General features: G+C 46.4%; 16 protein-coding genes and 4 pseudogenes. 13 read left to right on the plus strand and 7 right to left on the minus strand.

The annotated features are described in order from the left end of the window. Both MiSe_RS29745 and MiSe_RS29750 read right to left on the minus strand, forming a co-directional pair. Positions 1–1,004 (minus strand): annotated as a pseudogene (locus tag MiSe_RS29745) (hypothetical protein); the annotation flags it as partial. A gap of 460 nt (positions 1,005–1,464) precedes the next feature. Then, positions 1,465–2,322: a retropepsin-like aspartic protease family protein gene (locus tag MiSe_RS29750; RefSeq protein ID WP_226587220.1), complete on the minus strand. Its 858-nt coding sequence runs from the start codon at positions 2,320–2,322 to the stop codon at positions 1,465–1,467. A gap of 206 nt (positions 2,323–2,528) precedes the next feature. Here MiSe_RS29750 and carA point away from each other — a divergent pair, with 206 nt between their 5' ends. The 5 genes from carA (at position 2,529) to MiSe_RS29775 (ending at position 6,307) form a co-directional block, all read left to right on the plus strand. Continuing rightward, positions 2,529–3,692 carry a glutamine-hydrolyzing carbamoyl-phosphate synthase small subunit gene (gene carA, locus MiSe_RS29755; RefSeq protein WP_226587221.1) on the plus strand — a complete coding sequence of 388 codons (1,164 nt, stop codon included), beginning with the start codon at positions 2,529–2,531 and terminating at the stop codon, positions 3,690–3,692. Positions 3,693–3,957: 265 nt separating this feature from the next. Continuing rightward, the gene (locus tag MiSe_RS29760) at positions 3,958–4,302 is read left to right on the plus strand and encodes an STAS domain-containing protein (RefSeq protein WP_226587222.1); all 345 of its coding nucleotides are present in this window, start codon (positions 3,958–3,960) and stop codon (positions 4,300–4,302) included. Between the two features lie 101 nt (positions 4,303–4,403). Next, entirely contained in the window at positions 4,404–4,820 is a 417-nt protein-coding gene (locus MiSe_RS29765) for a Mini-ribonuclease 3 (protein WP_444980570.1), read from the plus strand. 82 nt (positions 4,821–4,902) lie between these two features. Continuing rightward, a complete protein-coding gene (rlmB, locus tag MiSe_RS29770) occupies positions 4,903–5,988 on the plus strand; it encodes a 23S rRNA (guanosine(2251)-2'-O)-methyltransferase RlmB (RefSeq protein WP_226587224.1) in 1,086 nt (361 codons plus the stop codon). Positions 5,989–6,034: 46 nt separating this feature from the next. After that, positions 6,035–6,307 carry a DUF1816 domain-containing protein gene (locus MiSe_RS29775; protein ID WP_226587225.1) on the plus strand — a complete coding sequence of 91 codons (273 nt, stop codon included), beginning with the start codon at positions 6,035–6,037 and terminating at the stop codon, positions 6,305–6,307. A 200-nt stretch (positions 6,308–6,507) separates the two neighbouring features. On the opposite strand, the pseudogene tnpA reads toward MiSe_RS29775, so the two are convergent. Next, positions 6,508–6,732, minus strand: a pseudogene (gene tnpA / locus MiSe_RS29780) (IS200/IS605 family transposase); the annotation flags it as partial. A 209-nt stretch (positions 6,733–6,941) separates the two neighbouring features. Here tnpA and MiSe_RS29785 point away from each other — a divergent pair. Continuing rightward, positions 6,942–8,309: pseudogene (locus MiSe_RS29785) on the plus strand (RNA-guided endonuclease InsQ/TnpB family protein). 36 nt (positions 8,310–8,345) lie between these two features. Here MiSe_RS29785 and MiSe_RS29790 read toward each other — a convergent pair. From MiSe_RS29790 to MiSe_RS29805, 4 genes and pseudogenes are all read right to left on the minus strand, one after another. After that, the gene (locus MiSe_RS29790) at positions 8,346–9,161 is read right to left on the minus strand and encodes an alpha/beta fold hydrolase (RefSeq protein WP_226587227.1); all 816 of its coding nucleotides are present in this window, start codon (positions 9,159–9,161) and stop codon (positions 8,346–8,348) included. Between the two features lie 22 nt (positions 9,162–9,183). Then, positions 9,184–9,762: a Uma2 family endonuclease gene (locus MiSe_RS29795; RefSeq protein ID WP_226587228.1), complete on the minus strand. Its 579-nt coding sequence runs from the start codon at positions 9,760–9,762 to the stop codon at positions 9,184–9,186. A 382-nt stretch (positions 9,763–10,144) separates the two neighbouring features. After that, on the minus strand, positions 10,145–10,678 hold the full coding sequence (locus MiSe_RS29800; protein WP_226587229.1) for a CAP domain-containing protein: 534 nt from the start codon (positions 10,676–10,678) through the stop codon (positions 10,145–10,147). Between the two features lie 114 nt (positions 10,679–10,792). Then, a pseudogene (locus tag MiSe_RS29805) lies at positions 10,793–11,053 on the minus strand (Uma2 family endonuclease); the annotation flags it as partial. Between the two features lie 141 nt (positions 11,054–11,194). Between MiSe_RS29805 and MiSe_RS29810 the strand changes: the two are divergent. From MiSe_RS29810 to MiSe_RS29840, 7 genes are all read left to right on the plus strand, one after another. Further along, on the plus strand, positions 11,195–15,340 hold the full coding sequence (locus MiSe_RS29810) for a two-partner secretion domain-containing protein (protein WP_226587230.1): 4,146 nt from the start codon (positions 11,195–11,197) through the stop codon (positions 15,338–15,340). Between the two features lie 5 nt (positions 15,341–15,345). Continuing rightward, positions 15,346–15,846 carry a hypothetical protein gene (locus MiSe_RS29815; RefSeq protein WP_226587231.1) on the plus strand — a complete coding sequence of 167 codons (501 nt, stop codon included), beginning with the start codon at positions 15,346–15,348 and terminating at the stop codon, positions 15,844–15,846. A 272-nt stretch (positions 15,847–16,118) separates the two neighbouring features. Then, the gene (gatA, locus tag MiSe_RS29820) at positions 16,119–17,585 is read left to right on the plus strand and encodes an Asp-tRNA(Asn)/Glu-tRNA(Gln) amidotransferase subunit GatA (RefSeq protein ID WP_226587232.1); all 1,467 of its coding nucleotides are present in this window, start codon (positions 16,119–16,121) and stop codon (positions 17,583–17,585) included. Between the two features lie 85 nt (positions 17,586–17,670). Further along, positions 17,671–20,928, plus strand: coding sequence for a DNA polymerase III subunit alpha (gene dnaE, locus MiSe_RS29825; RefSeq protein ID WP_226587233.1), 3,258 nt, complete (start codon positions 17,671–17,673; stop codon positions 20,926–20,928). Next, positions 20,912–21,331, plus strand: a complete 420-nt coding sequence (locus tag MiSe_RS29830) for a helix-turn-helix domain-containing protein (RefSeq protein ID WP_226587234.1) — start codon at positions 20,912–20,914, stop codon at positions 21,329–21,331. Before dnaE ends, MiSe_RS29830 begins: the two co-directional genes overlap by 17 nt. Beyond that, the gene (locus MiSe_RS29835) at positions 21,324–21,689 is read left to right on the plus strand and encodes an LAGLIDADG family homing endonuclease (protein ID WP_226587235.1); all 366 of its coding nucleotides are present in this window, start codon (positions 21,324–21,326) and stop codon (positions 21,687–21,689) included. Before MiSe_RS29830 ends, MiSe_RS29835 begins: the two co-directional genes overlap by 8 nt. Next, complete coding sequence (locus MiSe_RS29840; protein WP_226587236.1) at positions 21,682–23,028, plus strand: helix-hairpin-helix domain-containing protein; 1,347 nt, start codon at positions 21,682–21,684, stop codon at positions 23,026–23,028. The genes MiSe_RS29835 and MiSe_RS29840 overlap by 8 nt, the downstream gene beginning before the upstream one ends. Positions 23,029–23,082: the final 54 nt, after the last annotated feature.

Genomic DNA, 23,082 nt, shown 5'->3' on the forward strand with positions numbered 1-23,082 from the left:
ATAATGTCGATCGGTAATGTGACGCTGGTAATACCCGCCGCAAAGGTAATGCTGTTGTCGATCAAACTATAATCGCTGCCGTTACCTGCGGTGCCAGCGATGGCGTAGTTAACTGTGAGTGGGGAGGTGGTACTGCCGGTGCGGGTAAAGGTGAATTGTCCGGGGTTAAGTGCCATGCCGCTATCGGTTTCGCCAGCATTGGCGTCGCTGGCGGTGATGGTAACGATAACATCAGTCCCTTCATAGCTGATGTTCCGCACTAAGTAATCGGAACCATCTTGTTTGAAGGGGGTGGTTTGGTAGGTAGAGGTTGGACTATCGTAAGGTTTGGCAGAGAACCGCAGTTCGTCAAAGCTAAAACCAGAACCGGGAATGGCATCGATCTTAAATTTGAAACTGCCATCTGTGCGATCGCCGATGAAATTTATCCCATTTGGGGACATAGTAATAGGCTTTGGATTGACTGGCGCATTGAGGCGAGCGATTGTAAAGTTGGTGGGTGACACCAGCTGCCCATTGTTGTATAGCTGTAGGAAACCAACTTCATTGCCTTGATCGCCTTCTGTAGGTAATTTGGGACTCAAGGCACTCAATTCAATTGTTGTGCTGGTAATGTTTTGGTTATCTGCCCATTTGAATATCAGTTCCTGAGATTCACCATTATTGGGGTTATGGTTGATTTCCGCCCGAATTTTATTGGTTTTGGTGTACCAACCATCATAGGAATCTGCGACGCCGATGCCTGCGATACTCGCAAAGGTATTATTACCTGCTTGATTTAGGTTAGTCAGAGCCAGATTGTCGAGGTTCTGTGCTGGGTTAGTGGAGAAATTTAACAGCGAGAGATTGGGTCCTGTCCCGTTGAAAGTTGTGCTAGTTTTCCCAGAGATCGTAATTCCTTTTTCCTGAGCAGCTTTAATCCACTCATTTTGGAAATTGTTTAACCCGATTAGGTCGTTGGTATAGTCACCAGTTCTGCCCAAAAAACCTGAGATGTTAGCCATAATTTTCCTTTTGACCATCAGAAACTGAGGGCTAAGGGGTTCTATTTCCCTTTAGCCCACGCACTCAGAATCAAACTTTAAGCTGTTCCACATTTAACTTGCATAATTCTCAGGCTGGAAACTTCTGAGCAGCCTAGAGCGTCTGGGCAAATTAGATGTGGTTTGGCTGAGTAATTGAGATGCCTCAACACTTTTTCTTGCTGGCGAAGTTTTATCCGGAAAATTTCTAAATGATTTTCACTAGACCGAAAACTTCTGCGCGAGCGAGTACAGAGCGGGTATGTGTTGGCTGCAAGGCCGAGGAAAAATGTATTCAAAAATACATTTTTCCTCGGCCTAGTAGCAAAGCAATATATAAGATGGCAGCAAGCAACCCAGTTTCTGGGCTCTTCCCGCGTCAGTCCTGTGAAATGCCTAAATAGTTTTTCCTCATGGTCAAGTTTTATCCGGACAATTATCGCTATCGAACGTGGAATTCAACTACATTGCTTCTAATTGTGACATCGTAACTGGCAAAGAAGTCTTGTCCGAGCAATCCCACGTCTAGTTGGGGTGCGATGGCAACGGGTACATCCGTCATCACAGCACCGCCTACCGCAATCGAATCGACAAAGCCTACATCAAATGCTGCTGCTTTATGACTCGGTGTCTTGGCTAAAACCTTGCCTACTGGTCTCACTCCCAACGCAGCTGCCATTTGTGACGTGATTACCACGCCGCTGGCGCCAGTATCCAGAATCATCGGAAATTTTTGCCCGCCGTTAAACGTCACCTCAATCACTGGCGTACCCCCCAGCCGTCCAATAATCGGGGCGCGAAATACCCGTGGAGTGGAGTTTCGGGCTTGACTTTTTCCCAGATTTGGGTTATAAGCTACCACTGGTTCGCTGGGGGGATTGGCTTTGCGGTTAGCGGCGGCGAGATTTTTTTGGTATTCTGCCAGTTTGGTTTTAGCGTTCTGCTGATGCTGGCTGGAAGCAGGCACGGCTTTGAGTAGTTTAATCGCTTCAGTCCAGCGACTGCTGACGATTTTCCAATCGTCTGTAGAGGAGGCGGCTTGACTGAGACTGGCAGCGCTAGCCGCTTTGTCCATTGCTAATTCGTAAGTATCGATGGCGCTGCTAGGCAGGTTGTTTTTAGCTTGGATGAGTTGCTTTTGGGCTGGGGGGGCGCTTTTAGGCGCAGCGACAATGGTAGATGGCTGGGTTTGGCTGCTAGAGTTAGTTTTTGGCTGTTCGCTGGTGCAAGCAATGCTGGTAAGTGCTATAACCCCTGATAGCAAAACTAGGACGGAACTCTGGCGCGAAAGCTTTTCCATGACGGTAGGTTGTGTAATTACTTTTAAAGTTTTTTTTAGGCTTATCAATATTTAAACCCACGAGCAAAATATGTAATTTCCGATGCGATCGCCCACTAGCGAACAAATGCGATCGCATCTCGACACTTAAGTAAGGTTTCATTTTTTCCCCGATGCGCTCGTGTGATAATGACATGGATCAAGATCGAAAAAGAGTAATTGAAAGTATGCCCCTTTTTGATGCTCATCCGGCGCTGCTGGTGATGGCAGATGGCACGGCTTATCGGGGCTGGTCGTTTGGCGCGCCCGGAACTACGATTGGGGAAGTCGTGTTTAACACCGGCATGACCGGATATCAGGAAGTATTGACCGATCCCAGCTACTGCGGTCAGATAGTGCTGTTTACCTATCCGGAATTAGGCAATACTGGAGTTAATCTCGAGGACGAAGAATCAGAACGGCCTCAAGTACGGGGTGCGATCGCGCGCAATATCTGTACTCGCCCCAGCAACTGGCGATCGACTCAATCCCTCCCCGACTACCTCAAACAGCACCAAATCCCAGGGATTTACGGCATCGATACCCGCGCCCTCACTCGCAAAATTCGTCAATTTGGCGCGATGAACGGCGGAATTTCCACCGAAATTCTCGACCCAGTGGAATTGCTTGCCTTAGTCCAAGTTGCTCCTAGTATGGCAGGATTAAACTTAGTCCGGCAAGTCACAACGCAAAAGATCTACGAATGGTCTGAGCCTACCACAACGGTATGGGAGTTCAACCCAGAAGCCAAACCAGCAGAAGGCGAAACCCTTACCGTCGTTGCACTTGACTTTGGCGTCAAGCGGAATATCCTGCGGCGCTTAGCAAGTTACGGTTGTCGCGTCATCGTCGTCCCCGCCCATACCCCGCCAGAGGAAATCCTCAAATATAATCCTGATGGCATCTTTCTTTCCAACGGCCCTGGAGATCCAGCCGCCGTCACCGAAGGGATCGAAACAACCAAAGCCCTTCTACAAAGCCAAAAACCCGTATTTGGCATCTGCATGGGACACCAGATTCTCGGCTTGTCTCTGGGCGCCGATACTTACAAGCTAAAATTCGGTCATCGCGGCTTAAATCAACCTGCCGGTTTGCAAACCAAAGTTGAGATCACCAGCCAAAACCACAGTTTTGCCATCGATCCCCATAGCTTACCCGATGCGGATGTAGAAATTACCCACCTTAACTTGAACGATCGCACCGTCGCTGGCTTGCGTCACAAATCCCTACCCCTGTTTTCTGTACAGTATCACCCAGAAGCCAGCCCCGGCCCCCACGACGCCGACTACCTGTTCCAGCAGTTTGTCCAAACCATGCGGCAAGCAAGACTGGCAACGGCTGATGTCAACTAAGCATCTTGTGAGCGTGAGCCGGTAAGATGTTAGCAAAAAGCAACTGTGCTAAAATTGCTCTCATCAGTACATAGGGTGGGCTACACCCGAATTTACGCTTGTGGACAAGAAGGATCCGACTCCCTTGGTTGAAGCAAGAAGCAGACCCTCTAAAGGAAACTTTAGTTGAATGGCCAGCTTTAAACAAGTTTGGTCAATTTCTGTATAGCAGCCTCGACCGTAAGCACGAAGCAGCTAGGAGGGTATTATTCCCGAGCAACTAACCTTGACAGTTAGCCTCAGAGGCACGCGGGAAGTCAAGGAAAAATACCAGTTATTTCGCCTTACAGGCTTATTAGACGCTTTTTCTGAGCCGACTTTCCGGAAGGTGATTGGCAAGTGTGTCGAAGAAGGCCCAAAGCAAGTTGTTTTGGATCTGTCTCAGATAGACTTTGTCGATAGCTCTGGATTGGGCGCTCTGGTGCAGCTAGCCAAGCAGGCTCAAAGTGCTGAGGGGGGTTTGCAAATAGTGACCAATGCCCGCGTAACGCAGACTGTCAAGCTCGTGCGCTTGGAAAAGTTTCTATCTTTGCAGCCTTCGGTGCAAGCTGCTCTAGACACAATAAAGTAATCTGCTCCCCCGCTATCCTTAAATAGGTGTAGTGGGGGAATTACTGCTCTCGATAGATTGGTTAAAAGCTACTCAAAATTTTGGGTTAATTCTAACAACGCTTGTTCAATCCGCCGCTCACAGAAGTTTGCTCGATAACACAAATGCAGCAGCTTTCGCCCCTGGCGTTAGCTTATCTGGGGGATGCAGTTTACGAGCTTTACATCCGCAGCCGTTATCTTTTGCCCCCCAAGCGATCGCAAGACTATCACAATCTTGTGGTGGCACAGGTAAGGGCGGAAACTCAGGCTGAGCATTTGCGAAGTCTCACCCCCCACCTCACCCCCGCCGAACTGGAAATACTCAGACGGGGGCGCAACGCGGCGGCTAGTGGTCCCAAGCGAGTAGAGCGGGAAATATATCAACAGGCGACAAGCTTAGAAACCTTAATGGGTTACTTGTATATCACCGATCCCCAACGATTAAATCAGCTATTGGCACAACTAGAGCTGGATCGCCAACCAGAGCAAAAGGCTTAAATCATTCTCAAGATGGCTGTAATTTTCCGCCGAGTCGAATAAAGTAAAAACCGTAGGGTTGATATGCAACCCGGACAATCTCATGACTAATAAAGACCGCAATGCTGATGCTAAGGGCAGGCCAAATCCAGGTAAGCCCTTCAAATCGAACGGCAAGCGCCGCATCGTCACTAATAAAGACCTCACCCCCGCGCGAACAGCCGCCCCCAGTACCCGTCCGCCTGTTGTTAAACCGGCTATTAAGCAGAGCAAGCAGATTAAAATCACTGGCGCTGCTGAAGAAGTTAAACCGGCTGTTAAGCAGAGCAAGCCGGTTGAAACCACTAGCGCTAGCGAAGAAACAGATTTAATCTACGGTCGCCACACGGTTTTGTCGGCGTTGGAGAATGGACGAAGTCTCAACCGCATTTGGATTTTACCCCAGTTGCGTTACGATCCCCGCTTTCATACATTATTACTCGAAGCTAAAGCGAATGGCACAGTAATTGACGAAGTCGATCCCAAACGCTTAGATCAAGTCACCCACAGAGGCAATCACCAAGGCGTAGCGGCTCAAATTGCACCCTATGCATATATAGAACTGGGGGATTTGATTGCACGAGCAAAAGCCGCTTCCGAACAGCCGGTGATAATTGTCATCGATAGCATTACCGATCCGCACAATCTGGGTGCGATTATTCGCACGGCTGAAGCCTTGGGAGCGCAAGGAATGGCGATCCCGCAACGACGTGCGGTGGGGATCACCTCAACGGTGATGAAAGTTGCTTCTGGAGCTTTAGAAAGTTTTCCAGTGGCGAGGGTTGTCAATCTCAGAGAAGCTCTGGAAGAATTGAAAGCGGCTGGTTTTTGGATATACGGTTTAGCAGTCAAGGGCAGTCAACCAATACACGCCGCTCGATTAGAGGGTGCAACGGTTCTGGTGATTGGCTCTGAGGGCGAAGGTCTGAGTCTGCTGACACAACGCTGCTGCGATTTTTTGGTTTCGATTCCGCTGCAAGGCAAAACACCCAGCCTCAATGCCTCAGTAGCAGCCGGAATGGCTCTGTATGAGCTGTTTCGCCAGCGCTGGTCAAATATGTTACAGCTCGAAACCGTGAAAAAGAAAGAGGGTGAAGGCGAAAGGCAATACCTGGAAAAAAGAAAGGTAACAGAGTATAAAGAAGAGTAACAAAAAGGCAGAAACCTCGTTGCATCGCTAAACACAAGTAGAAGCCATGAAAGAACAATTGACCAACATGCTAGAGTTCTTGGGTTTGGCTTGGTGGGTCGAAATCATAACGCAGAACCCCAGCTGTACCTATTATTTCGGCCCGTTTATGAGCTACGAAGAAGCCCAGGAGGCTCAGGATGGCTACATCGAAGACTTGCAAGGGGAAGGGGCGCAAGGGATCTCTGTGGCGATTAAGCGCTGTAAGCCCACTGAACTGACGATCTTTGATGAAATGGGGGAGATGATTGATTCTCAAGCATCGCCAGCATATGGGTAATTGCTAATTGCTAATTGCTAATTGGTCGGCGATCGCGGGCGGGTTGGGATATAGTCTCGATTGTGGCATCGATGGGCAGGTATTACCCGCCCCTACGCAATTGGCTAAAAACTATCAAAACAGAACGGGAGGGTGAGAACCCTTGAGTTTTAACCAGGGGATGAAAGCCGACTCGGCGGTTTTTAAACCGCCGTTTCTCTTCACTTCCCTCGTTGATTTTCAATATACCTCTTAACGACCTCAGTACTAACCTGACCCGTTGTAGCCACAAAATAGGTCGGATCCCAAAGCGCAGGTAGTTTTTTTAGCTCTGGAAACTCCTTCCTTAAATGATGTGACGCCCTGCCCTTGACCCATCGTGCAATATCACCAGGCGACTCATGGGTAGGAGCATTAATGAAAAAATGAACAGGGTCGGGCTGAACCATTTTTGACTTCAAAATTCACGCATTCAAAATGAAGAAGAATTTTAAATCGCTCAATTCTGGGTACAAGCCCCCACCTGCTTCGGGAAATTCAAAATTCCCAGTTAAAAATTCAAAATTTAAGCTTAGCATTTTTAATTTTTAATTTTTAATTGGTTTGACATGAATTGTAGTGGCAACTAGACTCAACTACAGGAGGTGATAGCAAGTTGTACAAAACGCTCCCAATAAAATCGAGGTTCTCATCTTTAGAATATCTCTTCTGGGTTAACCAGTGCGAACAGGCAAACAGTCTAATTAATTGTGCAATTTACCACGCTCGTCAAACGCACTTCGCTCAACTCGAAGGAAAAGAGAATGCGTTTTCAACTTATTGGCGCGGCGACGAACTATGCTACGGATGGAAAACCTACAAATGTCGCACAACTTATCCCGAATTAGACAAAGCCCTCAAGGATAATCCGCATTACAAAGCGATGGCAGCGCAGTCTGCACAGCAGACTCTTAAGTCTGTTGGAGAGTCGATTGCCAGCTATAACGGTTTAGTTAGTCTCTACTACCAGAGGGAGGTAGATAGGCCATCGTTGCCCAAGTACAGAAAGAAAGGTGGACTTGCGCCCGTGACTTTCCCTCGTCAATCATTGACGTATAGGGATGGCTGCTTTTATCCGTCCATTAGTAGAGAAACGAAACCGCACTTAATTGCAGAAATTGCCTTGCCTTTACCAGACTTTGTTGACTATGACTGGGTTAAAGAAGTCACAATCCGCCCCTACTTTGGCGAACTTTGGATTGACTGGGTTATAGATGATGGGAAAAAGCCTATTGCGATTAATCCTCATCTTGATTACTCCCAGGCTTGGAGTTTTGACCACGGGGGTACGAACTGGCTAACCGGGGTTTCAACTCGTGGAAAAAGTCTTATTATTGATGGTCGCAAGCTTAAGTCAATGAATCAAGGGTATTCCCGCTTGCTTGCCAAGTACAAACAAGGGAAGCCTAATTTCTACTGGGACTCAAACTTAGACAGAGTGCAGCGCAAACGCAACCATCAAATGCGCGATGCTATCAACAAAGCAGCGCGATTCATCATTAACCAATGTCTTAACGACCAAGTAGGAAATCTTGTTATTGGTTGGAATGAAGGGCAAAAAAATGGCTCTGCTATGACAAAACAACAGAACCAAAACTTTGTCCCCATCCCTACCAAACGGCTGATTGAGCGATTAAAGCAGCTTACCTGTGAATAGGGAATTGTTTTAACCATTACCGAGGAAGCTTACACCTCGAAAGCCTCGTATTTGGATGGGGACAGCCTCTACAAATTCGGTGAAAAACCCGAAGGATGGAAACCGTCAGGCGAACGAGTAAAACGTGGCTTGTATAGATCTTCTCAGGGGTTATTGGTTAACGCTGATTGTAATGCCGCTGCCAATATTTTGGCAAAAGTAGCCACACAGCTAAGATTAAACTTAGCCAAGGTGGGTAGAGGTAGCTTGACACTACCAAGACGGGTTGATCTGTTTACAGGATTATCCAGATCGTACCGTAAGAAATGTGAAGCGGCACGTCTTTAGACTGCCGCTTCACATCAGCTTAGAATCCCCTCTGTTTCAACGAGGGGAGATGTCAAGTAGGTTAATCCAGCGGTCGATATCTTTTAGCACCAGATCTGGGATTTCCCAGGGGAAAAGGTGGGCGGTGTTGGGATAGCACTGCGATTCGCAGTTTTTGAGGTGGCGGGCGGTTTCTAGACTAGACTCAGGGGTGATGTGGCGATCGCACGCGCCAGCAAGTACCAAGCTGGGGCATTGTATCTGGGATAAATCTTCCAGGCGATTGTATCCTGCTTTGAGGGCTACCGATAGCGCCCGCGTCGCCGCCGGGGAAGTTTGCAGGTAGGCGGACGTTGCTTCTCTTGCGAGTAAGCGGTAGGCGGTGGGGGTATGCTGTTGGATGAGGTAGCGGTAGAGCGATCGCTTGCCAAATGTCTCGATATTCCACTTCCACCCTGGTTGAATTTGATTCACAATTGAAGCCAGCCCAGTATATAAATTATCCTGCCAACTAATCGGCGGATGATTTCCCCAAGGTCGGGCGGCGGTGGCGATTAATATTAATCCCGTAACTCGTTCTGGGTTTCGCAGCGCTAATTCGAGGGCGAGAATGCCGCCCAGCGACCATCCCAATACCATAAATTTTTCAATCTGAAAGCGGTCTATAAACGCTTCTAAGTCGCTTAAATGGTCTTCCATGTCAAAATTGACCTTAACGCGACTTTGACCGTATCCACGCAGGTCAGGGGCAAGGGTTAGAAAGCGTTTAGAGAGATGATCGGTAAAAACGGACATACTGCTACCCGATCCGGGATGACCGTGTAAGCAGAGGATGGGGAAGCCGTTTCCTTGAATGTAGGTGTTGAGGTGCATGGGTAATTTTTGCACGCTGGGATTAATCGGTTAAAATTCCGCTTAAGTTTAAAACAAATTCCGGTAGGATATTTTCTCCCGATAGGGTAGCAGGTTGGTTGAGAATTTCTACAGGTTGATTGAGGCGATAAATTTCCACAGTTTGGGTTGAGGGTTCGATTAGCCAACCTAACAACAAACCATTTGCTAGATATTCTTGCATTTTTTCTCGAATATCTTCTACTTCATCGCTGGGAGAAGCTAGTTCAACTAGAAAATCTGGACATAGAGGAACAATTTTTTTTCTTTGTTCTGAATTTAATGCCTGCCAACGATCTAATCTTACCCAAGCCGCATCGGGAGAACGAATCGCACCGTTGGGAAGTCTAAAACCTGTGGAAGAGTCAAAAGCAACGCCTAAATTGCTTTCATCGCTCCAATTTTCCAGCCTAGCACTTAATTTAATATTCCGTCTTCCTGTTTCGCCGCCGGTGAGAGCCATAATAACTAAATTTCCTTTTGCAGTTCGCTCTAGTTTTAAATCTCGATTTGCTTGACAAATTCTCTCGAACTGCTCGTCGTTTAGTTCAAGGGTAGGATGAAGGTCTAGAGTAACTACCATAAAAGCATTATCCTCGTTAATTTAATAATATCTTATTTTAGCGTTTCTGATTGATACTCGCATCCGCTTTCATTACCCCCGTGGAAGCCGAACGATTAAAGTCGCGGCTACACAAACTTTGACCGCCTGCGCGGTCTGTAAGAATAACAGACTCGCATTCGCGGCTACACAAACAAAGACCGCCTGCGCGGTCTGTAAGAATAAGAGGGGTCGTTAACCCGGATTTGGTATGACGCCAATAAACCGGGTTTCTGGGAAAAATTATTGATGGTAACGCAAGAGTTGGTAGAAACCCGGTTTCTGAGATCTGGAAATGAGCGATCGCATCTGATATTTTACATGCGATCGCCCATGAATTTTCCCTAGCAATTCGGTTTAATTTCTATCTCGCATTTCTGGGAGAACCAAAAACTTGTACCCAGTAATGACCGTATTCAGTATTGGGAGCGCTGACGTAACCAAACCCAATTTCTGTGAAACTAGGATTGAGGATATTACGGCGATGTCCGGGGCTATTCATCCATTGTTGAATGGTTGCTGCTGGTGTAGCGCCTCCTGCGGCAATGTTTTCGCCGACAGTTGAGTAAGAATAGCCGACTTTTTTCACTCGGTCTACCATAGTAGAACCATTGGAACCTGTATGGCTAAAAATGTTATTTTGCGCCATATCTTGGGCGTGAGATTGGGCGGCTTGTCCTAATTTAGAGGATAGTCTTAAAGGTTGTAAACCGGCGCGGCGACGTTGTTCGTTCGTGAGTTGTAATAATTGGGCATCGAAGCGACTTTGGGCTAAGATTGCGGGTTTATTCGGTTGTTCCGGTGCGACGTTTGTGGTTTGGGTAGGGGGAGTTGCAATTGTTTTAACTGCGAATAAGGAACCGATGAAGGTAACTGCCCCGAATGCGATTCGATTCATGGATGGCCTCGTAATATTGTTGATAATAGTTTATTCAATGTTAGGGTTTAAGATTCCGGAAATCATCGTTAACTCAGAAACAGAGTTTTTTAGAAAAACCCGGTTTCTTGGGAATCATGGAACGGCTTCGTATAAATCGGCGATCGCGCAAGTAAATCCTATACTATAAAAGGAAACTTCTTGCCCTTGTTCGTAAGTTTGGGATACCCAATTTCCGTCAGCATTGCGACGAAAACACTCAACCATCGGTTGAGATTGGCTAATTAGTACGTATTCCTGTAAACTTTCTAAAGTTGCATAATCGGCGAATTTATCACCCCGCTCGAATGCAGCGGTTGTGGGGGATAAAACTTCAATTATTAAGCACGGGTAGCGTGATACCCAGCTTTAGTCCTAAGATTCATAGTCGTTGAAGCAATTAGCCTCTACTTTTGAAACTGCCTAGCAACGGGGTTGCACGATCGGTTCGCGGTTGTGGTAAAGTTATATAATTTGGTATTTGATCCACATCAACCAATGAAATATTGTCCTCTAGGATGTTGGTTGGCTCTAGGCAGCTTCCTGCTGTGTCTATCAGACAGCAACTATTCGGTAGCGCAAATTGTCCCTGATGCGACGCTACCCAATAATTCCATCGTCACGCCACAGGGGAATACGAGCGTTATTGAAGCAGGAACTAGAGCGGGTGGCAATTTATTCCACAGTTTTAGGGAGTTCTCTATCCCCACGGGTGGTGAAGCTTTCTTCAACAATGCTGTGGATGTGCAGAATATCTTTAGTCGCGTAACGGGTGGCTCAATTTCTAATATTGATGGTTTGATTCGCGCCAATGGCACGGCGAATTTATTTTTACTCAATCCTCATGGGATTATTTTTGGTGCCAATGCTCGTTTAAATATTGGTGGCTCGTTTTTTGGCAGTAGCGCAAGTAGTATTAGATTTAACGATGGGACAGAGTTCAGCGCTGCTAATCCCCAAGCAACACCTTTGCTAACTATTAGCGTGCCAATTGGCTTGCAATATGGGTCAAATCCCGGAAGAATTACCGTGCAGGGACAAGGTAGAGCGTTACGTTCTCCAGTGGCAGGAGATACTCTGGAACAATCAAACGCTAGAGAGATTGAATTTCAGCGAGAATTTTTGAATAACCCTGTGGGTTTGCGAGTGGAACTGGGAAGAACTTTAGCCCTTGTAGGTGGGGATGTGACTTTAGAAGGGGGAATTCTCAAAGCACCCCAGGGACGAATTGAATTGGGGAGTGTGGCGGGTGCTGGTTTAGTCAGTTTGAACGCAACCGAAAAAGGCTTTGCTCTGGGATATCAAGGCATCCCCAACTTTGGAAACATTCAGCTATCGCAGTTATCTGCTGCGATCGCTAGTGGAGAAGGTGGCGGCGATATCCAGGTGCAGGGGGGACGGGTGAACCTGACTGGAAATACAGCGGTTTTTGCAGATACTTTGGGCAGTCAAAATGGAGGGACAATCTCTATTCAGGCTCGTCAACTCAGCCTGCAAGAGGGGTCTGTAATAACGGCTAATACTTTGGGTCAAGGTGCGGGAGGAAATCTGACCGTTAATGCTTCCGAGTCGGTGGAATTGATTGGCACTTCATCTGATGGTCGGTCTTCTAGTCGCTTGGATACTGCAACTGTTAGTACTGGCAATGCGGGAAATTTGACGATTAACACGGGGCGGTTAGTGGTTCAGAATGGAGCTTATGTTTCAGCTTCCACTTTGGGTGCAGGTCAGGGTGGAAATTTATTTGTAACTGCCAGCGAAGCAGTAGAAGTGAGTGGCATCAGTCCAAATGGAAATCCTGGAGGATTATTTAATAGGACATTTGGGGCTGGGAATGCTGGCAACTTGACGATTCAAACCAGAAGGTTGAGTCTTTTCAATGGTGCAGAGATAACCACAGAAACTTTTGGCGATGGGAATGGGGGAAATATTCTGGTACAAGCAACAGACTTAGTGGAAGTTGTAGGTACAAGACCGAATGGATTTTGGACAGCGCTGTCTGCTGGAATCTCAGGGGGAGACAACCCAAATCGCTCTGGTGGGAATATCACAATTGAGACGGGTACATTGAGCATCCGAGATGGCGGCAGGGTTTCCACAAGAATTTATAAACCAGGAAATGGCGGTAATATCCAAATTCAGGCTAGAGACTTAGTGGAAGTATTGGGAACGGGGAGAAATGGAGGTCTTGGGAGTAATCTGACGACAACCTTATCTTCAAACACTGTTGGCAAAAGTGGGAATATCAGCATCGACACCCAAGTCTTAAGCATCCGGGATGGTGGTAATGTCGCAACCGAAACTTTTGGTCGAGGAGATGCAGGAAATTTTCAAATCCGAGCGACAGAGCTGGTAGAAGTTGTCGGAGAAGGGCCACCTCTCCCACAGCTTGGGGGTGGGGGCTATAGCAGTCGTCTCTCGTCATCGGTTGGCCCCGATGCTGTGGGGAATGGAGGGACTCTCACTATCGAGACGGGGACGTTAAGTATCCGAAATGGGGGTCAAGTAGAGGCAATTTTATATGGTTCAGGTAAGGGGGGAGAGATTCAAGTACGCGCCAGCAACCTGGTGGAAATAGTAGGAGCTGGTTCAGTCAGGACAGTTGAAAACGATAATCCTCCGAATATTGAGGGCGTTCCAATTCAGGAGACAATCCGATTGACTAGCAGTCTCTCGACAGCGGTAATAGGGAGAGATTCAGGACAAGACAAGGGAACTATTCAAAATCAAGGTGGAAATATCAATATTGATACTCAGGTGTTGAGCCTGCGCGATGGTGGAAACGTATCTTCTTCTGTGTCTGGCAGAGGAAATGCAGGCAATATCGAGATTACAGCGAGCGATCGCGTGCAAGTTGTCGGATTTGCTAGTGGAGGAACTTTGACCCAGTATAGTGGTCTTTCTAGCAATGCAGGGTTCTCCGAAGCGAAAGCGGGAGATATAGAGATCGACACCCAAGTATTAAGCCTGCATGATGGTGCAAATGTGTTTGCTGGTACGGGTGGTGTCGGGAATGCAGGTAATATTCAGATTCGAGCAACAGAAGCGGTTGAATTGGTGGGAGATAGCACCGATATCAGCACTACAGTTTTCCGCACAGCGACGGGCAAGGGTGGCAATATCACGGTGGAAACTCGACGCTTAACCCTTCAAGACGGTGCATCCATCCTCGCTAGCACTTCCGGGAACGGAGATGCTGGCACTATTTTGCTGCGAGCCTCTGAGTCCGTGGAGTTGAGTGGTAGTAGCGATATATTTGCTACTACTGTTTCCACAGACCTCGTCGCTCCTTCTGTAATCGGACGGGGTGGGAATGTGACGATTGAGACAGGACGGTTGCATCTGACCCAAAACTCGACTATAAGTGCTGTCTCTAATACCCAAGGAACAGGGGGAGCGATCGCAGTCCGAGCGAGAGAATCGGTGCAATTGTATAACGGTAGCAGAATATCGGTTTTCACCCTTGGGGCTGGCAATGCAGGAAGTATAAGTGTCACAGCTCCAGAAGTGGAGTTGGCTGGAGAGTTCACTGCGGAAGATGGTAGAGTTCGTTCCAGTACCTTTTCCGCCCAGAGTCTAGGGACTGGTGCTGCGGGAGATGTGAGGATTAACGCTGAACGATTGATTGTCCGAGATGGGGCACAAGTTGAAGCTGCTGCTTTTGAAGCAGGGAAAGGGGGCACTTTGACCGTAATAGCCGACGAGGTGGTGCTGTCTGGAACAAGAGCAGATGGTACCCCCAGCGGCTTGTCTGCCTCCAGCGAAGGGAGTGGTACGGCGGGAAACTTGACAATTAACGCTGGAAGGTTGAGTGTACGAGATGGGGCAGTAGTCACTGTAAGCGGTATAGGGTCAGGTAATGCAGGCAACTTGAATATAACTGCTCGCTTTGTAGAACTGGACAATAATGGCTTCCTTGGCGCGAGAACCGCAGCGGGTACTCAGGGAAATATTACTGTAAATTCCAACTCCCTCATCTTGCGTCGCGGCAGCAACATCACCACCAATGCGACGGGGGAAGCCACTGGCGGCAACATCACTCTCAATACCAACGTACTAGCCGCCCTAGAAGATAGCGACATCAATGCCAATGCCGAACAAAGCTTTGGCGGTCAGGTGAGAATCAATGCTCAAGCTATTTTTGGCACTCAGTTCCGCGCCGCACCCATCCTCGATACTCCAGAAAGCGAAATTACTGCTACCTCTGCCGCTGGCCCTCAGTTTAGCGGTGAGGTAACAATTAATACTCCCGATGTTGACCCCAGCTCCGGGTTAATTGAATTGCCACAAAATTTTGTCGATGTCGCAGGGCTAATTGTTGACCCCTGTGCCGCTGCTAGAGAAGGGAGTAGCTTCGTGGTTACCGGACGGGGCGGCATTGCACCAGCGCCTACGGCACCGCTGAGCAGCGAAACCTTGTTGGTAGATTTAGTTACACTGCCAGAAGATAGCACGGAATCGCAAAGGGTGACTCCTCAAACAGCTAACCAAGACACAGCCGATCAGATCGGCGATCGCATCGCAGAAGCCACAGGCTGGATAATCAACGACAAAGGCCAAGTTGTCCTCACCGCTTCTACTGCCAATGTTACGCCGGATAGTTGGTGGCGGACTTCCCCCGGTTGTACTGTGTCTCCCGATTAGACAAGATGGCAAAAATAGGACCAGACGGGCAAGATGCCCATCCCACAAGAGTAGAGACGTTACATGTAACGTCTCTACATTTCTTGTGGGGTGGGCGTCCCGCCTGCCCAAAAACTTTGAGCGAAAAAATTGGCGCTCGTGCAGCTTCCCGGAGTCATATGGGTCATTTTTGTGGCAAAAATGGGATCGTCGGCAAATACGTTTTGGTCAAACCATCAGTGGCAAGAAAAGATGAGCGGTTGCTTGTGGCACCTTTGGGCGAATACTACGATGACTTGCTAGCTGTGTACGCCTTTGTGACTGACCGAACCAAGTCAACTCAGGGAAATTTTCTCCTATGCGAGAAACTTCGGGAGGAAGAACCCAAGGTGAGGGAGAGCGTCGCGTATCTTGCCAAAAAAAGGGGCGTAGACCCGGAAAAGCTCTGGAATCAAATCCTGAAAGGCGAAGCCAAGAAGATATCGCCTGAAGAAATAGTGGAAAGCGAACGCCCACCAACCCCATAAAATAAGCCGCCCCACCCCTGGGGCGGTTCCATAGAAACCGGGTTTCTTGCTGGGATCTCTAGTTCCAAATCAACGATTTCTCATAGAAACCCGGTTTCTTGGCGTAAGTCCTGTAAAATAAGCCGCCCCACCCCTGGGGCGGTTCCATGTCTTTAAAATCTTTCGCTGTGGTATTTCACTCGTCGAGGTACTGAAGCGGGATGCCAGCCACCACCTTATACTGGATCGAGTCTGGACTTAATAGCATCGAAACCAGGTCTTGAGGTGACTGCATGGCATCCATCCGCGAGTTGCACAAACAACTCATCAAAAAAGAACGCTCTGCTGTAGAAATAACCAAAGAAGCCTTAGAACGCATAGAGGCTTTAGAACCCAAAGTACGCAGTTTTCTGTGCGTTACAGCAGATCGCGCCTTAGAACAGGCTATGGCGGTGGATGCTAAAATCGCCGCAGGAGAGGAAATTGGCCTCTTGGCGGGGATTCCCATTGCCGTTAAGGATAATATGTGTACCAAGGGCATCCCCACCACCTGTGCCTCCAAGATTTTAGAAGGGTTTATCCCGCCTTACGAGTCCACGGTGACGCAAAAACTGCTCGACGCGGGGGCGGTAATCGTAGGCAAGACTAACATGGATGAGTTCGCGATGGGCAGTTCCACAGAAACTTCTGCCTATCAGCTGACTGCGAACCCTTGGGACTTAGAACGAGTACCGGGGGGTTCTTCTGGCGGCTCGGCGGCGGCGGTATCGGCAGATGAATGCGTGGTATCCTTGGGTTCGGATACGGGGGGTTCGATTCGGCTTCCAGCTTCTTTCTGCGGCGTTGTAGGATTGAAACCGACTTATGGATTGGTATCTCGTTTCGGACTCGTGGCGTATGGTTCTTCCTTAGATCAAATTGGGCCATTTGGTCGTAGCATAGAAGATACGGCGATATTGTTGGGAGCGATCGCAGGTTACGACCCCAAAGACTCCACCAGTCTCAACGTCCAAATACCCGATTACGCCAAAGCACTTAAACCGAATCTTAAACCCAGAGGCTTTCTCAGAATTGGCATAATCAAAGAAACCTTTGGCGAAGGTTTAGATCCCATAGTCGAAAAAGCAATCACCAAAGCCATCGAACAACTGCAACAATTAGGCGCAGAAATCCACGTTATTTCTTGTCCTCGTTTCCGCTACGGCTTGCCCGCCTACTACATCATCGCACCTTCGGAAGCCTCTGCAAATCTAGCCAGATACGACGGGGTAAAATACGGTTTCCGCACCAGCGATCCTGATAATTTAATGACAATGTATACCAAAACTCGCGCCGCTGGTTTTGGTGCTGAAGTCAAGCGTCGGATTATGTTAGGAACCTATGCATTATCTGCGGGGTATTACGACGCCTACTATCTGAAAGCGCAAAAAGTCCGTACCTTAATTAAACAAGACTTCGATCGCGCGTTTGAACAAGTGGATATTTTAGTTTGTCCCACCGCACCCACCACCGCTTTTAAAGCTGGGGAAAAAACCGCAGATCCTTTAAGTATGTATCTGTCGGACTTGATGACAATTCCGGTAAATCTGGCTGGTTTACCAGGATTAAGTATACCCTGCGGCTTCGACGAGCAAGGATTACCCATCGGCTTACAAATGATTGGTAAAGTATTGCGCGAAGACTTGTTATTAGAAGTCGCCTATGCCTACGAACAAGCCACCCCTTGGCACTTACGCAACCCTAATTTAGTCAATGGTTAATGGCTAATTGCTAATGGGTAATAGGAAACAAAACCAACTAACCATTAGCAATTAGCAATTAGCAATTAGCAATTACCAATTTACTATGTCCTTCGTCGGTTTACACAATCACAGCGATTATAGCCTGCTCGATGGAGCGAGTCAGTTACCGGACTTGGTAGATCGAGCGATAGAATTGGGGATGAATGCGATCGCTCTCACCGATCACGGCGTCATGTACGGCGCTATTGAGTTACTTAAAGTCTGCCGTGGTAAAGGCGTCAAGCCAATTATCGGCAATGAAATGTACATAATCAATGGGGACATCGAAAAACAAGAACGGCGTCCCCGCTATCACCAAGTTGTTTTAGCCAAAAACAACCAAGGCTATAAAAATTTAGTCAAACTTACCACAATTTCCAACCTTAAAGGCGTGCAAGGAAAAGGAATATTTTCCCGTCCTTGCATCAACAAAGAACTATTAAAAGAATACCGCGAAGGACTGATTGTCACCAGCGCTTGTTTGGGGGGAGAAGTTCCCCAAGCGATTCTGCAAGGTAAATTAGAAGCAGCGCGTAAAGTCGCTCAGTGGTATAAAGAAGTATTTGGAGATGATTATTATTTAGAAATTCAAGACCACGGTTTGCCAGAAGAGCGCGTGGTCAATGTAGAAATTGCCAGAATTGCGCGAGAACTAGATATTAAAATAGTCGCGACGAACGATTCGCACTTTATTTCTTGCAACGATGTCGAGGCGCACGATGCGCTTTTATGCATTCAAACCAATCAATTGGTTATAGAAGAAAAACGGCTGAGATATACCGGAACCGAATATTTAAAATCAGCAGAAGAGATGCGACAACTGTTTCGCGACCATTTGGAAGATGATGTAATAGAGCAAGCGATCGCTAACACCGTAGAAGTAGCAGAAAAAGTCAATCGCTACGATATTATGGGCGAACCCCGCCTCCCCGACTACCCCGTTCCTTCCGGACATACCGCCGATACCTACGTCGAAGAAAAAGCCTGGGAAGGACTGCTAGAACGCCTCAAATGCAAATCCCGCGCCGAAGTCGCTCCTGTTTACAAAGAACGGCTGGAATATGAGTTAAAAATGCTCCAGCAAATGGGATTTTCCACCTACTTTTTAGTCGTTTGGGATTATATCAAATTTGCCAGAGATAACGGAATACCTGTTGGTCCAGGACGAGGTAGTGCCGCAGGTTCTCTTGTTGCTTATGCGCTGAAAATTACTAATATAGATCCAGTTCACCACGGACTATTATTTGAGCGATTTCTGAACCCAGAACGGAAATCAATGCCGGATATCGATACAGATTTCTGCATCGAAAAACGAGATAAAGTAATCGAATACGTTACCAAAAAATACGGCGAAGATAGAGTCGCCCAAATTATTACCTTTAACCGCATGACCTCCAAAGCAGTCTTGAAAGACGTTGCTAGAACTTTAGGAGTGAGTTATGCAGATAGCGATCGCATGGCAAAATTAATTCCTGTATCTAGGGGCAAGCCTGCTAAACTTAAGGAAATGATCTCGGAGCAATCCCCAGAACCAAAATTTAAACAAGCATACGAAAACGAGACGGTTAACATCCACAACGAACGCAAAGAACCAATCGGAGAAATTCCCGTTCGTCGCTGGGTCGATATGGCAATGCGAATAGAAGGCACAAACAAAACCTATGGAGTCCACGCTGCTGGCGTAGTAATTTCTGCCTCTCCTTTGGATGAAATAGTGCCGCTGCAAAAAAATAATGATGGTGCAGTAATTACCCAGTATTTCATGGAAGATGTGGAATCAATGGGACTGTTAAAAATGGACTTTTTGGGGTTAAAAAACCTCACGATTATAGAAAAAGCCATCGATTTAATCAAGAAAAATAAAAACGAAATTATTCACCCAGACGCGATAACAGAAGAAGAAAGATCCGGTCAAAGAATCCTAGCAAAAGGAAATGAGAAAAAACTCCCGTTAATGGTAAAAAAGACATTTGAGATTATCGAAAAAGGAGATTTAGAAGGCATATTTCAAATCGAATCTTCTGGAATGCGCGATATCGTGCAAAGATTAAAGCCATCTAACATAGAAGATCTTTCGTCTATTTTAGCCCTTTATCGACCAGGGCCATTAGATGCAGGCTTGATTCCCCAATTCATCGACCGCAAACATGGAAGAGAGCCAATTCAATACGATAACAGTAAATTAGAACCAATTCTTGAAGAAACTTATGGTATTCTTGTATACCAAGAACAAATCATGAAAGTGGCTCAAGATTTGGCAGGATATAGCCTGGGTCAAGCTGATATATTACGTCGCTGTTTAAGCGGATCGACCCAAGTAATTGATGTAGCAACAGGTCGTTTAGTTAGTTTAAGTGAAATCGCTGCAAAACCAGAATACTGGTTAGGACGAAAAGTATTTTCACTGAATTGCAAAACCAAAAAAATAACCCAGCAACCGATTGCAGAAATTCATCCTAATGGGATTAGGTGTGTTTGGGAGATTACAACTAAAACAAACCGTAAGATTAGAGCAACCTCAGATCACCTTTTTTATACTGTTTTGGGATGGAAAACCCTGAAAAATTTTAAAGTAGGCGATCGCATCGCAATTGCCAAAACATTACCGATTAGGCATACGAGCGATATATCAGAGTCTTCTGGATTGAATTTTCAGAAAACACCAAGTAGAAGTTTAGCGCGTCATCGAGTTCGCAACTTTGCCCTCGCTTTGGAGGATGAAGAATTAATGGCGATCGCTGATTCAGAAGTTTTCTGGGATGAGATTGTTTCCATCCAATATATCGGTGAAGAAGAAGTCTTCGATCTAACCATTCCTGAAACTCACAATTTCATTGCTAATGACTTTATTGCTCACAATTGTATGGGGAAAAAGAAAGCAGATGAAATGCAGAAACAGCGGGAAATGTTTATTGATGGTTCAGCTAAGAATGGAATAAAAAGATCCCTGGCTGAAAAGTTGTTTGAACAGATGGTTAAGTTCGCTGAATATTGCTTAAGCTACGAGACTGAAATACTGACAGTTGAATATGGCTTAATGCCGATTGGCAAAATAGTTGAAAAAGAAATTGAATGTACTGTTTACAGCGTTGATAGTCATGGCTATGTCTACACACAACCAATTGCACAATGGCATAAGCGTGGCGAGCAAGAAATATTTGAGTATGATTTGGAAGACGGTTCCATTATCCGAGCAACAAAAGACCACAAGTTTATGACAACTGATGGTCAAATGTTACCAATTGACGAAATATTTGAAAAAGGATTAGATTTAAAGCAAGTCAGCTTAGAAAGTAAATATGAAAATGTTTACGAGATCTAACAAGTTAACAGCTCAACAAAAGCAGCAAATAATTGATGCTTTTAATCAGGGTATGGAATGCAGAGAGATTCCGCGCTATCTTGGTGTTAGTGAGAGGTATGTTTCAAGAGTTTTACTAGAAGTAAATATTAATACGCGCAAAAATCGCTATAGATTAAATGAAAGTTACTTTGATATAATTAACTCTCAAGTTAAAGCTTATTTGTTAGGCTTGGTAGCTGGTGATGGCTGTGTAACTAAAACTAACTACGTTGCTTTTGAGTCTATTGATAAAGAACTAACAGAACTCCTGAGTAAAGAACTCCAATACTCTGGTAAAATTAGAATAGTTCAGCCGAAAGATTATGCACCTCCGGCATCGAATAAATTTTTCATCTCAGAGGATAGCCAGTGCTTTGTCTAGCTACGGCATCGTCACCGGACGAAGTTTTTCTGGCATTCATTATTTGACCGAATCAGAATATTTAGCCTCCTACGTTCTGGGATATTTTGATGGTGACGGTTGTGCTTATGTAAACGAAGGAAGAAGTGGCGGCTTAATCTCTATTGTAGGTGACTTTGAATTCAGTTGTGAACTGGCAAGACTATTAAATATGGGTTATGTAGAAGAACACATATACAAAAAGGTTTATTATTGGAGGATATACAGCCGCAAAAACATAGAGTCATTTTATAACTTTGTAGATTGGCATCCAGATTTGGGACTACAACGTAATCAAAGAAAAATTGAGGAAATTTTAGGGAGTTACAGACGTGGTTAAAATTGTTAGCCGTAGATCGTTAGGAATGCAACCAGTATACGATATCGGGGTTGAAAGCGACCATAACTTTATTTTGGGAAATGGCTTGGTTGCTTCTAATTGCTTCAATAAATCCCATTCAACGGCTTATGCATATGTAACTTATCAAACGGCATTTTTAAAAGCAAATTATACCACAGAATACATGGCGGCGCTGTTAACGGCTAATAGCGGCGATCGGGAGAAAGTGAAAAAATATATTGACGGCTGTCAGAAAATGCATATTCAGGTAGAACCGCCGGATATTAATCGATCAGGGGTAGATTTTACGCCGCAAGGAAATAGTATTTTATTTGGACTATCGGCAATCCAGAATGTGGGGGAAAATGCGATCGCATCCATCCTCAACGCGCGCAATGAGGGAGGCGCATTCAAGAGTCTGGCAGATCTGTGCGATCGCATCGACCTCCGCACAGTCAATCGCCGCGTCTTGGAAGCTTTAATCAAATGCGGCGCCTTCGATAGCATCGAAAAGAACCGCAATCAATTAATCCACGACCTCGACCTAGTCATCACCTGGGCGCACGATCGTGCCAAAGATAAAGCAGTTGGTCAAGGCAATTTATTCGACCTCCTGGGAGGTTTTACAACGGGTTCTGATAGCAATCAAGGCTACGACTCTGCCCCCAAACACCCGCCAGTGCCGGATTTTCCCAGCCGCGAAAAATTGCAAATGGAAAAAGAACTGCTGGGTTTTTACGTTTCGGAACATCCGCTTAAATCTGCTAGCAAAGTAGCACAGATGATGGATATAACTACTATTAGCATCAGCCAATTAGAGGGGCAAAAAAATCAGGCAAAAGTCAGCGCGATCGTGATGGTAACAGCTATCAAAAACGTGATGACCAAAAAACGCGAACCAATGGCAATCTTGCAAATCGAAGATATCAGCGGACAAGCGGAAGCCGTTGTTTTTCCCAAAACTTACGAACAGATTAACTCGCACCTAAATAATGATGCCCGTTTAATCCTCTCAGGAAAAGTCGATAAACAAGAAGAACGTACCCAACTGATTGTTGACGACGCCTTCCCCGTCGAAAACGTTCAAATGGTGATGGTAAAACTCGCACCCCAGGGAGTCAACCCCAATGAATTGAGTACCTTGCGAAGCATTTTGCAAGAACATAGAGACAAGGAAGAAAAAGCAAAAGTCCCCGTGGTTGCGATCGTATCAGACCGAAATCGGCGCGAGTTGTTGCGTCTGGACCCCAAAGATTGGGTGCAAGATGCTCAAGCAGTTGTCAATGCACTCAAAAGCGCTGGATTTGATGCCGACGCCAAGCGCTTAGTCGGTGCTTAATTAGTTAGTGGTTATTAGTTATTAATAGAACCCTCATAACTAATCACTACTATA

It is taken from the genome of Microseira wollei NIES-4236 (assembly GCF_020521235.1).
GTDB lineage: Bacteria > Cyanobacteriota > Cyanobacteriia > Cyanobacteriales > Aerosakkonemataceae > Microseira > Microseira wollei.

What these genes read in the sequence shown, in the direction of transcription:
- MiSe_RS29815 (WP_226587231.1), top strand. Translation starts at nt 15,346, where the DNA reads ATGGCAAAAATAGGACCAGACGGGCAAGATGCCCATCCCACAAGAGTA.
- MiSe_RS29775 (WP_226587225.1), top strand. Translation starts at nt 6,035, where the DNA reads ATGAAAGAACAATTGACCAACATGCTAGAGTTCTTGGGTTTGGCTTGG.
- MiSe_RS29750 (WP_226587220.1), bottom strand. Translation starts at nt 2,322, where the DNA reads ATGGAAAAGCTTTCGCGCCAGAGTTCCGTCCTAGTTTTGCTATCAGGG.
- MiSe_RS29800 (WP_226587229.1), bottom strand. Translation starts at nt 10,678, where the DNA reads ATGAATCGAATCGCATTCGGGGCAGTTACCTTCATCGGTTCCTTATTC.
- MiSe_RS29810 (WP_226587230.1), top strand. Translation starts at nt 11,195, where the DNA reads ATGAAATATTGTCCTCTAGGATGTTGGTTGGCTCTAGGCAGCTTCCTG.
- rlmB (WP_226587224.1), top strand. Translation starts at nt 4,903, where the DNA reads ATGACTAATAAAGACCGCAATGCTGATGCTAAGGGCAGGCCAAATCCA.
- gatA (WP_226587232.1), top strand. Translation starts at nt 16,119, where the DNA reads ATGGCATCCATCCGCGAGTTGCACAAACAACTCATCAAAAAAGAACGC.
- MiSe_RS29795 (WP_226587228.1), bottom strand. Translation starts at nt 9,762, where the DNA reads ATGGTAGTTACTCTAGACCTTCATCCTACCCTTGAACTAAACGACGAG.
- dnaE (WP_226587233.1), top strand. Translation starts at nt 17,671, where the DNA reads ATGTCCTTCGTCGGTTTACACAATCACAGCGATTATAGCCTGCTCGAT.
- MiSe_RS29790 (WP_226587227.1), bottom strand. Translation starts at nt 9,161, where the DNA reads ATGCACCTCAACACCTACATTCAAGGAAACGGCTTCCCCATCCTCTGC.
- carA (WP_226587221.1), top strand. Translation starts at nt 2,529, where the DNA reads ATGCCCCTTTTTGATGCTCATCCGGCGCTGCTGGTGATGGCAGATGGC.
- MiSe_RS29830 (WP_226587234.1), top strand. Translation starts at nt 20,912, where the DNA reads ATGTTTACGAGATCTAACAAGTTAACAGCTCAACAAAAGCAGCAAATA.